Annotated in this window: 10 protein-coding genes; 9 read left to right on the top strand and 1 reads right to left on the bottom strand. The window is 48.3% G+C overall.

Annotation, left to right across the window (positions count from 1 at the left end):
* Positions 1-23 precede the first annotated feature (23 nt).
* Positions 24-611, top strand: a complete 588-nt coding sequence (slmA, locus tag IT774_RS16895) for a nucleoid occlusion factor SlmA (RefSeq protein WP_195810792.1) — start codon at positions 24-26, stop codon at positions 609-611.
* A gap of 81 nt (positions 612-692) precedes the next feature.
* Here the strand turns inward: slmA and IT774_RS16890 are convergent, their stop codons facing one another.
* Positions 693-2,333, bottom strand: coding sequence for a M28 family metallopeptidase (locus IT774_RS16890; RefSeq protein WP_195810791.1), 1,641 nt, complete (start codon positions 2,331-2,333; stop codon positions 693-695).
* Between the two features lie 231 nt (positions 2,334-2,564).
* Here IT774_RS16890 and IT774_RS16885 point away from each other — a divergent pair, with 231 nt between their 5' ends.
* From IT774_RS16885 to IT774_RS16850, 8 genes are all read left to right on the top strand, one after another.
* Positions 2,565-2,891: a DUF1820 family protein gene (locus IT774_RS16885; protein WP_195810790.1), complete on the top strand. Its 327-nt coding sequence runs from the start codon at positions 2,565-2,567 to the stop codon at positions 2,889-2,891.
* A gap of 51 nt (positions 2,892-2,942) precedes the next feature.
* Positions 2,943-4,670, top strand: coding sequence for a DUF885 domain-containing protein (locus IT774_RS16880; protein WP_195812345.1), 1,728 nt, complete (start codon positions 2,943-2,945; stop codon positions 4,668-4,670).
* A gap of 2 nt (positions 4,671-4,672) precedes the next feature.
* Positions 4,673-5,161, top strand: coding sequence for a hypothetical protein (locus tag IT774_RS16875; RefSeq protein ID WP_195810789.1), 489 nt, complete (start codon positions 4,673-4,675; stop codon positions 5,159-5,161).
* Positions 5,162-5,283: 122 nt separating this feature from the next.
* On the top strand, positions 5,284-6,006 hold the full coding sequence (locus IT774_RS16870) for a hypothetical protein (protein ID WP_195810788.1): 723 nt from the start codon (positions 5,284-5,286) through the stop codon (positions 6,004-6,006).
* A gap of 5 nt (positions 6,007-6,011) precedes the next feature.
* On the top strand, positions 6,012-7,403 hold the full coding sequence (locus IT774_RS16865) for a Y-family DNA polymerase (protein ID WP_195810787.1): 1,392 nt from the start codon (positions 6,012-6,014) through the stop codon (positions 7,401-7,403).
* Entirely contained in the window at positions 7,376-10,474 is a 3,099-nt protein-coding gene (locus tag IT774_RS16860; protein WP_218958934.1) for an error-prone DNA polymerase, read from the top strand. Before IT774_RS16865 ends, IT774_RS16860 begins: the two co-directional genes overlap by 28 nt.
* A 206-nt stretch (positions 10,475-10,680) precedes the next feature.
* Entirely contained in the window at positions 10,681-11,220 is a 540-nt protein-coding gene (locus tag IT774_RS16855; protein ID WP_195810786.1) for an acyloxyacyl hydrolase, read from the top strand.
* Between the two features lie 192 nt (positions 11,221-11,412).
* On the top strand, positions 11,413-12,123 hold the full coding sequence (locus IT774_RS16850) for a hypothetical protein (protein WP_195810785.1): 711 nt from the start codon (positions 11,413-11,415) through the stop codon (positions 12,121-12,123).
* Positions 12,124-13,298 lie beyond the last annotated feature (1,175 nt).

The following is a 13,298-nucleotide window of genomic DNA, read 5'->3' as shown; positions in this document are numbered from 1 at the left end:
ATAGCTTAGGAATTAGTCGCTTTATGCCTGCTGTAAAAAAGACGAATCGCCGTGCCCAAATTCTTCAGGCGCTGGCTGGCATGCTGGAATCCAGCCCGGGTCAACGAATTACCACTGCCAAACTGGCCGAAAAAGTAGGAGTTTCCGAGGCGGCCCTGTACCGTCACTTCCCCAGTAAAGCCCGGATGTTTGAAGGGTTGATTGAATTTATTGAAGACACCTTGTTTTCTCGCATCAATAAAATTTTAAATGAAGAAAAAGACTCCAGCACTCGGTGTCAGATGATTTTGCATTTGTTGCTGGGCTTTGCTGAAAAAAATCCAGGCATTACCCGGATCCTCAATGGTGACGCTCTGCTGGGTGAGCAAGAACGGCTGCGCGCACGCATCGCTAAGTTATTCGAGCGGCTTGAGACCCAGTTTAAGCAGGTCCTGCGTGAACGTAAGCTTCGTGAAGGACGCGACCTTTCGGCTGATGAAACCGTCCTGGCCAATATGTTTGTATGTTATGTCGATGGCCGCATCAATATGTTTATCCGCAGTGGCTTTACCCGTAAGCCTACTGAACAATTTTCCGAGCACTGGGCATGCTACAAACAAACCTTCCTGTAAGACATTTTCTGTAAAGCATCAAAAAAGCCCCCTAACTGTCAGGGGGCTTTTTTATTCAGCGTCGTTTAACCTGAGACTTACTCACTGACGATCTTTGGCAAAGGTTTCCCCAAAGAAGTCACCGTCATTCCATTTTGGCTTTTGTTCCTGGGTGGCCAGGGTATAACCAATTTGTGCATTCACTTCTGCAAAGGTACGGGCCGCCTCCCAGTTAAAGGGTTGGTTGGTATCATCGCTGGGCTTGTGATAATGGGTGGATAAAAATTCCCCAAACACTTTGCTGCCATCCACTTCCGGATCTTTTGATTTCAGACCGGGAACCAAAAACACCGAGGGCACGCCTTGTTTTACAAATGCGTAGTGATCAGAGCGGGTAAACAGAGCTTGTTCTGGCCATGGGTCCGGGCTTAACTCAATACCGGCATTGGCTGCTGCTTTTTCTACCGAGGCTTTCATGTCGCTGTGGCTTGCTCCAAAGGCAATCACATCGGCAAACTCATAGGTTAAAATAGGCATGTCCAGATTGACGTCGGCCACCATTTTTTCTACCGGTACGGTAGGGTTATGGGCAAAATAATCGGCGCCCAGCAGACCTTTTTCTTCGCCGGTTACCGACACAAACAAAATGGAACGCTTAGGCTTTTGCTCCATCTGGCTAAACAAACGGGCGGTTTCAAGCATCACCGCCGTCCCAGAGGCGTTATCCATAGCACCATTGTTGATGTTGTCTTTTTTTACTGTTTTGGCAAAACCGATGTGATCAGAATGGGCCGAAAATACCACGTATTCATCTTTTAGCTCGGGATCAGAGCCTTCCAGCGCCGCGACTACATTGGGGCTGGTGATTTGCGAATGTTTGCTTTTTTTGCTCATGCTCACGGTACCTGGCAGCGCAAATCCTTTAGGGGCTTTGTCTTGTTCCAGCTGAGCATAAATCTCATCAAGGGATACCGGCGCATTGTTAAATAACTGGCGGGCGGCACCTTCACTCAAAAAGGCAGAACCTTTTAACTGTGGGAAGGCGTTGGCTGGCTCACCGTCTTCATTCAGCCACGCCAGACGCGGGGTATGAATATAGCTTAAGCGAGACTGATAGGGACGCACTTTTTCAGCGGTTGGGGTGGTCACGGAAATCATCCCAATCGCTCCGCGATCTTCGGCATAGCGCGCTTTTTGAGAGCCTGAAGCAAGGTGCGCTCCCATTTCGCTGGGAAAAGATTTTGGCTTACCAGACAAAATGACGACAATCTTGCCTTCCACGTCCAAATCCTGATAGTCGTTGTGTTCCAGCTCATCAGCGACAATCCCATAACCGGCAAAGACCAGTTCGCCACTGACTTGACTCGCCGTATTGAGCAGGCTCGGTCCGGTCAGATATTCTTTAGGGTAAGACAATGAGATTTCACCCTCATCGGTGCTCAGGGTAAATTCCGGGGACTCTTGTTCCAGCATCGCCTTACGAAACTCAACCGACTGCATATAGCCATCGGTACCCATGGGCTTAAGGCCGTATTTTGAAAATTCGGTAGCAATATATAAAGAGGCGATATCATGGCCACGAGAGCCAGTATCACGGCCTTCCAGTAAATCATCGGCCAGGAAAAACAAATGTGATTTGATCCGGTTTGTATCCGGCTCGAAAGATGACGAGGCGGCTCCATGCCCTACCGCGGCGGTGCTAATGGCGGATACCATTGCGCCTAATAATAGTTTTTTTATCATAGTCGTTAGTGATGTTGTTGTTTTGTGAATGACTGATGGTATACCAGACCGTCTGAATAACAAATATACCCGGTCAGGCTTTTCGTTCATTACCGTAAACACGCGACCATCTGCAATTAATGAACACGCTCACTACCAACAGACCAGGCAGGTGATATTTTTAATCCTATCCGCTTAAAAAATCCTGCCCAGTCCCCATATTAATCGTATCGATATTAAAATAGGTGACATATGAGTAGTTCAGAGCCTTTATACCGTGTGCAGTTTGTCAGTAATGGGGAACGTTATGAGGTGTATGTAAAACAGGTTGCTCAGGGAAGCTTATTCGGTTTTGTTGAAATAGGCGAATTTGTATGGGATGCCCACACGAGTGTGGTAGTGGATCCAAGCCATGAAAAGCTCAAGTCTGAATTTGCAGATGTGACAACAACTTATGTTCCGATGCATAATGTGTTACGAATAGATGCAGTGAAAAAACAGGGAACCGCAAAAATTTCACGATTAGCGGATAATGTGACGGCGTTTCCCAATCCGATATACACACCCAAAAGAGATTAGCCTGGTTTACTGCGTTCCGGGCGTCTGAGCCCGGAAGCTATTATGATGAAAATGTACCGTTGTGTTATTTCTGCCCTGGCCCGGCTAAGTTTGCCTCTGGCCATGTGTTTTGCCGTTCCTGCTACTGCCAATGAGGCTTTTGATGCCCTGATAGATAAAATCTGGCAATACGAGAGCACCCTCCAGCAACAGCGACCGGCAGATATTTCCCCCGAAGCTCTTAAACAACAGCATCAGCAATACACCACCTTCTTAGAGCAGACTCAGCAAATCGACCCTGAAAATTTGTCGAAAGAACAAAAAATCACCTTGCTGATGCAGCAATACCGGTTACAAAATGACATTGATCAGTACCGCTTTGAGGCGTACAAAGTTCCTCTTACCTCTGAATATGGTTTTCACAGTGCCCTGGCCACCCTGCCCCAGGCCACGCGCTTTAGCCGCGCTAAAGATTATGAACAATATATCACCCGGCTTGAACGCATCAGCGGTTATATGGCGCAAAATATTGCCTATATGAAAGCCGGACTAGCACAAGGCTATACTCAGCCTAAAGCCGTGTTAGAAGATTACGAGGACTCAGTCACCCCCTTTTTAGTTGAAAAGGCCAGTGACAGTATCTTTTATAGCCCATTTACGTCGTTTCCGGCATTTATCACCCAGGCTCAGGCCAGAGACTTTCGTCAGCAAGCCACCAGCATTATTGAAAATCAGATTGTGCCAGCGTATCAGCAGTATCATGACTTTTTAACACAGCAATATATTCCTGGTGCGCGAGAATCCATTGCGGCGGCCGACTGGCCCCAGGGCAAAGCGTATTACAACAATCGAATCAAACATTACACCACCACGGATATGAGTGCCCGCCAGATCCACGAGCTTGGTCTTAGTGAGGTCAAACGTATCCGCGGGGCCATGCAAAAAATTGTCGATGAATTAGAATTTGATGGCAGCATCGACGACTTTATTCATTTTTTGCGCACCGACCCGCAGTTTTATGCCAGCACCCCCGAAGCGTTGTTGAAACAGGCTGCTTATATCGCCAAGCGCGCCGATGCCGCCCTGCCTGCACTGTTTGAAACCTTGCCGCGCACCCCTTATGGCGTGGCGCCGGTGCCTGAAGATATTGCGCCAAAATACACCACCGGACGTTACATTCATGCGGCTAATGACACCGAACCGGGCTATTACTGGGTAAATACGTATGCGCTGGATAAGCGGCCGTTGTATGCGTTACCCGCCCTGACCTTACATGAAGCGGTACCTGGCCATCATCTGCAAATTTCGCTGGCCAGCGAAATGAAGAACTTACCTGCCGTGCGACAGGAAACCTATATTTCAGCCTTCGGGGAAGGCTGGGGGCTGTACTCTGAGTTTCTGGGGGTTGAGGCAGGCATCTATAAGACCCCCTATGATCATTTTGGTCGTCTGAGCTATGAAATGTGGCGGGCATGTCGGTTGGTCGTCGACACCGGCATGCACATGTTTGGCTGGACCCGGCAACAGGCCATTGATTATATGATGAAAAATACCGCCCTTTCAGAGCACAATATTAAAACGGAAATTGACCGCTATATCTCGTGGCCTGCGCAGGCGCTGTCTTATAAAATTGGTGAAATAAAAATCAAGGAGTTGCGAAGCAAAGCCGAACAGGCATTGGGAGAGCAGTTTGATATTCGCGAATTTCATACCGCGGTATTGGCCCATGGCTCTGTTCCGCTGTTTGTTTTAGAGCAGAATATTGACGATTTTATCCAACATAAACAGCCAGGAAAGTAAGTATGCTGGCCGCTGGTATTATCGGAATTTTAGTGCTGTTACTGATTTATTTTGCCCTGCGCATCCAAACCTTACAGCAGGAAGTTACGTCACTTCGCAGCAGCACTAAAAGCCAGACAATCCGGGCCAATCAGGCCTTAAGTGGGTTAGGCGAAATAGTGCTGCGCCTGCAACAGGTCTACGCGAAAAACATCGAAACCGCCGCGGCAAAAGGCCTGATTAGCGGTCAGCAACAATCGGTTTTGCGATTTCTTACCACCCGGTTTACCGATATCGTCATGGATTGCTGGCAACATAGCAATACCACTGAGGAAGCGGTGAACCGGCAGCTCAACAATCACAATGAGCTGACCATGGAAGACCTGCGAGCGTTTCTTCAGCAACAGCCAAGTCAGGTGCGGATGGCCTGGGCCAAAAACACCCCGGAGGGGTTTATCAGTGCCTGCGAAACCCTCAGTTATGCCGCCGTGGGAAAGCCACCTCAGCCTTAGTAATATGAACATAAATTAATAAAAAATCGTCGCCAGGTTACATACTTAGCGGCGATTTTTTTATTGGGTCTTGTCAGCGGTCAACGACTGCCTATAATACTGTATATACATACAGGTGACTTATGACTCAATCGATCTCTTTACTACACCAGCATCCACAGCTATGGCGAGCCAGTGACGCTTTTTCACATCACACCATTGCGCGTGTTGATACCGGCTACCCGGACCTCAATTCAATACTTGCTGGGGGCTTTCCGGCTTCAGGCCTGGTGAGGGTGCGTAGTCGCGGGGCCATAGGTGAAGTCAGTGTATTCAGACATTTAATTGCTCATAACCCTCAGCAAAAACTGCTGGCGTTTATTAATCCACCGGGAAAAATTCACCAAAACTGGCTCTCTGAGATGCAGGCATCGGTTAACCCCAGTCCTGAGACTACAGAAAGTGATTCTCCGACTACCCAGGTCATTTATCCGCAAAGCTCTGAACACTGTTTATGGGCAACTGAACAATGCCTGAAAAGCCAGGCATGTTATCTGGTCATCGTGTGGCAGCAGGGTATCGATGCCAAACAAGCCCGCCGGTTACAGGTGGCGGCGGCCCAGCACAACACCCTTTGCTTGCTGTATGAATCCAGTGCAAGGGCACTTTGTGCATTGCCGGTAGCTCTGGATATTGAACTAGCCCCCAGCGGCCCGGGCCTGAGGGTAACCGTACACAAAAATACCGGTTCCTGGGCCGGCCGCCAGGTTTGTATTGAATTTACCCATACGCCCACCAACCATGCAATTTACCGGGCGATGAATAATAGCGCCGCGTTACAGGCCCTGGCTGAGCAGGTGGGCTAAAGACCATGTTGTGGGCCTATTTTCATTTTTATCAGCTAACCCTTGATCTCCTGGCGGACCATATCAACGAGGTTGAGCCCTTGCCGACGGTGGTCTATGCGGACACCACCAATCAGTTGGTGCAGGTGAATCAAAGCGCCGCCCAGGCTGGTCTGCGACCGCAAATGGGCATGGCGGAAGCGGCAGCTTTGTGTCCTAATTTGCAGATTATTGATTATCAGGCGGAACATGAAGCTCAGCGTCTTAGCGCCCTGGCCAACCGGTTGTATGAACTGGCGGCAGATATTGTGGTATGTGCGCCTGATGGACTCGCCATCAGACTTGATACATTAGTCAAATATTACGGGGACCTTGATTGTCTGTGGGCCACCTTAACCCGCGAACTGCACCAGGCGGGCGTGCACTACCATTTTGCCTCTGCCTGGAGCATAGAGGCTGCCAAGGTCCTGGCCAACCAGCGGCTGAACCTCTTGCTGGCGACCCCTGACCAGATCCGTTCTGGTCTGCAGGCTTGTTCGCTGGAAGCCTTAGAGCTATCGCCCAAACAACGCCATGCATTGGAGCGGGTGGGCATTAATACTTTATCACGCTTATTAGAGCTGCCCGTTACCGAAATAGGCAAACGTTTTGATAATGCCTTTATTAGTTACTTATATGCATTGCGCGCAGAAGTTACCCCTGCCCGAGTTACCTATCATCCGCCGGACCGTTTTTCAGCACACCTGACCCCATCGTATGAAATCAGCGAATCGGTCCGGCTGGCGCCCTGGTTAGAGGCTTTATTGAAAGAGTTTGTTACCTACGCCAGGTTACGCAATAAGCTGACCTCATGTTTGCCGTTTACATTACTGTTTCGGGACTTGCCGCCCCAGCCGATGGTGGTTCAGGCCGCCGCGCCCCTGTCGCAATTTGCCCAATGGCAAAGTTTGGTACAGCTCAAACTCGAAACCCTGACGCTGCCTGCGCCGGTTATTCAGCTGAAGTTACAGGTCGATGAGCTTGAAGAGATCAGCGATCAAACCAGAGACTTTTTTCACAACCGTCAGCATGTCTTTGCTCAAAACCAATTGATCAGCCGCTTGCAAACCCGCCTGGGGGCAACGGCGGTGAGCACCCCAGTAGGCGGTGATGACCATCGGCTAAGCCACCACACCGCCAACCCACCCCGGGTCGAATCTGCTTTTAAAGCCGCCGTACCCTCGGTGTATTTGTTCTCGTGTCAGCCGCTTAACGAGCATTGTCATATTGAGTATGGGCCCGTCCGCATTCATGCCGGGTGGTGGGATAACGACATCCAAAAGCGCGATTATTTCATTGCCCGTACCCCCGACGGGCGCCGGCTGTCGGTGTTCAGGTCGCCTCAAAATGAATGGTTTGTTCAGGGCTGGTACTGCTGATGTTTGCTGAGCTGGTCTGTCAGTCTAATTTTAGCTTTTTAACCGGTGCTTCTGATCCCGAAGAACTGATGGCCAGTGCCGCCTTTTTAGGTTATCAGGCGCTGGCGATTACCGATGAATGCTCTGTGGCCGGGGTGGTGCGTGCCTACGCCGAAAAAAAACGCCATAACTTACCGGTCAAATTAATTGTGGGCAGTCGTTTGGTCCTAAACGAAGATTTTGAGGTTGTGCTTTTATGCCCGAATAAACAGGCCTATACCGAGCTATGCCGGATTATTACCAATGCCCGACGGCGTTCTGCCAAAGGCGAGTATCAACTGGCCGAGTGGGACTTAAAATCGATTCAGCATTGTCTGGCTATCTGGTTACCCGGGGCTTGTTCACAGGTCAATACATTCTGGGGTCAGTGGCTGAGCCGGCACATGCCCCAACGCTGCTGGCTGGGTGCCAGCCGTCACCTCGATGGCTCAGATGAAACCGCCTGGTCAGAAATCCTGCGTCTTGAAGCTATGTTTGACTTGCCTGTGGTCGCCACTTCACAGGCCTTATTTCACCACAGCGATCGCCTGCCCGTACAGCAGGTCTTGCATGCTATTCGCGAAAATACCACGGTAGCACGGTTAGGGACCCGGATTGAGATCAATGCTGAGCGAGGCTTACAGCCGGTGAACAAGCTAAAAAAACTCTATCCCCAAAAATGGCTGCAGGCCTCGGTAGATATTGCTGAACGTTGTACGTTCTGCCTATCGCAGCTGTGTTACCAATATCCTGCTGAAATTATTCCTGAAGGCTACACCGCCCAGTCTTATCTTCGCCACTGTGTAGAAAAAGGGATTAAGAAACGTTTTGGCCGGGAGCCATCGTCCGATATTCGGGCGATTATCGAAAAAGAAATGCAGCTTATCCAGGAACAACACTATGAATATTTTTTCTTAACAATTTACGATGTGGTCCAGTTTGCCCGAGACCAGGACATTCTTTATCAGGGACGAGGATCCGCTGCCAACTCAGTGGTGTGTTATTGCCTTGAGATTACCGCGGTGGATCCCCGGCAAATTAATGTACTGTTTGAGCGGTTTATATCTAAAGAGCGGGATGAACCCCCTGATATCGATGTGGACTTTGAACACCACCGTCGCGAAGAGGTTATACAATACATCTATTCAAAATACGGGCGCGAGCGTACCGCCCTGGCGGCAACCGTTATCGCGTTTCGCTTCAAAAGCGCATTTCGCGAAACAGGTAAGGCACTTGGATTTGCAGAAACTCAGCTTGATCATGTGATCAAAAATATTAACCGGCGTGACAAAGCGATGCCCTGGCAGTCTCAGCTTTCCCGCTTGGGGCTGGACCCGGCTTCACCCCGGGTTCGTCAGCTTATTTATCTGGTAGAGCAAATCATTGGCTTTCCAAGGCATTTGTCTCAGCATGTTGGCGGGTTTGTGATCAGCGCCGGCCCTTTGTATGAGTTGGTGCCCATCGAAAATGCCGCCATGGAAGAACGTACGGTGATTCAGTGGGACAAAGACGATCTGGAGACGCTGGGCCTGCTTAAAGTGGATGTGTTGGCGTTGGGCATGCTAACCGCCATTCAAAAAGCATTTCGACTCATCAATCCGCATTTTTCTGACAAAGTCTCGATACCATTTATCACCGGTCTGGGGGATGACCCTCAGGTATACGATATGATTTGTAAAGCCGATACCGTCGGCGTATTTCAAATTGAGTCCCGGGCTCAAATGGGCATGTTGCCCCGTCTTAAACCCCGAAAATATTACGATTTAGTGGTACAGATAGCCATTGTCAGACCTGGTCCCATTCAGGGCGATATGGTGCACCCTTATTTACGCCGTCGACAGACAAATGAAAAAGTTGTGTTTCCCTCGCCGGCGGTAGAGCAGGTTTTATCACGTACCATGGGCGTGCCCATCTTTCAGGAACAGGTAATTCAGTTAGCCATGGTGGCCGCCGGTTTTTCAGGCGGAGAAGCAGACCAGTTGCGTCGGGCTATGGCCAGCTGGAAAAAAGATGGCCGTTTAGCCCAGTTCCGACAAAAGCTGGTGGATGGCATGCTTGAAAAAGGGTATGACCCGGCCTTTGCGAATCAGCTTTTTGATCAAATAAAAGGTTTTAGCGGTTATGGCTTTCCAGAATCCCATTCAGCGTCATTTGCGGTACTCACCTATGTCTCATGCTGGCTGAAACATTATTTTCCAGCAGAGTTTTATGTTGGCTTACTTAATAGCTGGCCCATGGGCTTTTACACTCCCAGCCAGCTGATTCAGGATGCCCAGCGTCATGAGCTTACCGTACTTCCCATTTGTATTAATCAGTCACACTGGGATCATTCATTGGTGACTGAAGGCCATCAACAGCAAATCCGATTAGGCTTTCGACTGATTAAAGGACTCAGTGAGTCACACCTGTTGCATATGGTGAACAACCGTCCCGCGACCGGGTTTGCCAGTGTGGAGGAACTGAGATCGTCAAAGCTATTACGCACCGATGATATTGCCGCTTTGGCGAGTGCCGATGCTTTCAAGTCAATCGCCGGCGATCGTTATCAGGCTCGCTGGCAAATAATGGATAAACAAAATGAATTGCCATTATTTAGCAACCAACAGCAGTTTACCTTGCCGGGCGAGCTGTCTGATGAACAAAACATGATGGAGGACTACGCTGCCACGGGTTTATCGGTAACGCATCATCCTATCGCTTTGATTCACCAGCAGCACGAGCTGCCTCATATTACCCTTGCCTCGCAGCTAGCCCAAAAAAAGAATAAAAGTGTGGTACACATTTTAGGGTGTGTGACCTGTAAGCAGGCCCCCGGGACGGCTTCAGGCGTTACTTTTTTTACCATCGAGGGCCATACCGGGAATACCAATGTCGTCATCTGGCAAACCACTGCACGTGAACAACAAGCAGCCTATTTACAGGCAAAAATACTGCAGGTAGATGGCATTCTGGAGCGTTCCCCTGAAGGGGTTATTCATGTTATCGCAGGAAAACTGGTGGACCGAAGCAGATGGCTCGACCAGTTGACGGTGTTATCCAGAGACTTTCATTAGCTTCAATAAAACTCATTTATTACATAAAGTTAACTTAATATCCAGCGTCTCGCACTGTGTAAATATACCAAACCTAATGACTATTTTTCAAAAAAATATCTATCTATACCGCCATGAAATATAGATAAACTTTTGCATTTTAAGTGCTTATAAAATCGGCCGTACATTTGCTAATTCTCTGACCCGTTATTATCAGGAGCCATCAAATGTTACGTGTTCTGACCATGCTTGTTTTTTTGTGCTGTTATGGCGGCGCCTCACCTGTTTTTGCTGCTACCCAAACGGTGGCTGTAGATTATCTTCAGGGCTCAGATGATATAAAAGGCGTACGCCTGGCTTATCGTCCGGCTTCCCATGAGATTACCACCGACTGGTTTGGAAAAATTAACCTCTACTGGGAAGCCAGCATGAATTTTTGGGAGTATGGCGATGACAATACTCATTCCAGTAACTTTGCCTTATCAGTCTCGCCTGTTTTGACAAAACGTATTGGCACCATCGCTGAATCTTATCCGGTTTATTTTGAATTTGGTATCGGCGCCAGCCTGGTCAATGACCGGGAGTTCGCGGGAAAGGACATGGGCTCTCATTATCAGTTTGAGGACCGTATCGGTTTTATCTTTAGTCTGAATGAAAAGCAAACATCTCAGGTTAGTGTGCGTTATATGCATTATTCCAATGCCGGATTAAATGATAAAAACCCGGGATTGGATTTTTTATCTGTGGCTTATGCACATCACTTTTGAAACAGATCGTACGAATAAATTGCAAACCGGTGAGTAAAGATCTTCCATGTCAATGTTTCTGAATACCCTTAAAACAGTCCGATACATCTGATTTTATTGATATTTTATAATTAGGCACGGTAAGTGAATGACCCTTTGTGAATTTTTCCTCCGGTCAGTAGTTTCCACGGGGGCATGACAAAGGAGATACAGATGAAAAAATTAACTTTAGCCGTAGTGATTTCAGGCACATTGTCTACCGCTGCATTTGCCAATCACCATATGGAAAAAATTGATAGCACATTTAATAGCCTGGATACCAATGGCGACGAAATGGTATCAATGAGTGAAGTTAACGATGCACCAGTATCCGAGTATTTCTCGAAAATGGATAAAAATGGTGATAAGTCGCTTTCTGAAAATGAGTATGTGACTTTCTTACAAAACAACCCCGACGCGTTTTCTGACAAGGTCAAAGATGAAGTTCAGATGACAAAAGCACGGGTTGAAGCTGACATGGATAAAGTCGCCAAGCAGTCGCGCGAAGATATGGATTATCAGCAAAATAATGTTTCAGCCACGGTTGAAGAAGGCAGCTCAGATATGACCCAGGGTATGCGAAAAGCAAATACTATGGAACATGCTGCCAAGTCTCATGGCCAGGACTCTGCCAACCAGTTTGAGCAGGATCATGATGGTGAAGTAGCCTATAGTAGTGAGCAAGCGGGTCAGCCCAAAGGTGATGTTGTAGCTCGTAATGAATTCCAGATGATGGATAAAAACGGCGATGGTCATGTTACTAAAGAAGAAGCCTCACAAACCGGTGTGGTCAAAACTTTCAGTGAAATCGATCAAAATGACGATAACCGGATAACACGCAGTGAATATCAGGAATATCGCAATTCAGAAGAAGCTGAAGAATAAGTAATTCCTTTTAAGGGTCTGAATTTTCAGGCCCTTTTGCTTTGTAGCTCTACCGATTTTTCATGATAGCCGATTTAGGTTCATTACCAATCTTCACCATACTCCGCGTTGATTCTTTTTCCTTTCCATTAAGCCTCTGTGGTTCTAGAGATCATATACAAACCCCGATATAACCTACCCAGCTAATTATAGACGAGGTAAAGCATACCCTGCTTGATTGCCTGGCCGCGATGTTGCTCCCTTGCTTGTACCGGTCACTAATCAATATGTGGTTACTCCGAGCGCTCATCCTTCGCCTTACAGCTACGAAATTCGTTAAAATTATTATCGACAATTTTATTTCTTATCGAGTACACGATACCAAGCAGTCTGCTGAGGCTACTTACCGTAAGGCTATTGCAAGAAGGCCGGGCAATAAATGCGATGATGCCCTACCGCACGCCAGAGAACACTTCTGCTATACCTAATAAAAACTTTGTCTTTCAAAAGAGCTTCTTCATAAATGGGAATTCCACAACAGACAAGAGCCACTTTCCTTTGTACCGAGAGCTATCTCTGGTAGCACATTGTGTAACTTGGGGTTGGAACCACACTGGGTGAAGAGCGATGAGCGTTGCGAGCGAGAGCTGCCAGTGGCACGCCGACAAACTGGTCTGGAAGCAGTTTGAACCGCTTTAGCTGGCCTGCTTCAGCAGGTGAGCCACAAGGATGTGGCGAATAAAGCGATGAACGCAAGGCATGGGTGAACACGGTAATAAGCAAATGAATAGTTTCATTTGCTCCGTGAGAACGCCCCGAGCTCTGCAAGGGGCTGGACCAGCTTGCTGGCCGAGCTGGACATTACACCAGGAGTGGATGAGGCTCCGGTTTGCAACGCAAATTTAAGGTGACTTAACGTCACCTTAAAAGGAACGAACGCGAGCATAGGAAGTGCGAGCTGGCACTACGCCACATGGAAGTGTGGGTTTGCATTAGCCCAAACGGGAACAAAGAGTCAACACTATTGAGAATGAGACACATATACGAAGAAGCCCACTCAAATGAGTGGGCTTCTTCGTGTAATGAGGAGCTCCGTAGCCGGCAAGGGACAGTTCACTTCGTGCCGAGAGCTATCTCTGGCAACCACGTTGTCACATGGGGGTAAATCACGCCAGGGCGAGGATTAAGTATCCTCG

It is taken from the genome of Salinimonas marina (assembly GCF_015644725.1).
Lineage (GTDB): Bacteria > Pseudomonadota > Gammaproteobacteria > Enterobacterales > Alteromonadaceae > Alteromonas.
The sequence above is the reverse complement of the archived record's forward strand: the minus strand, read 5'-3'. Positions and strand labels throughout refer to the sequence as shown.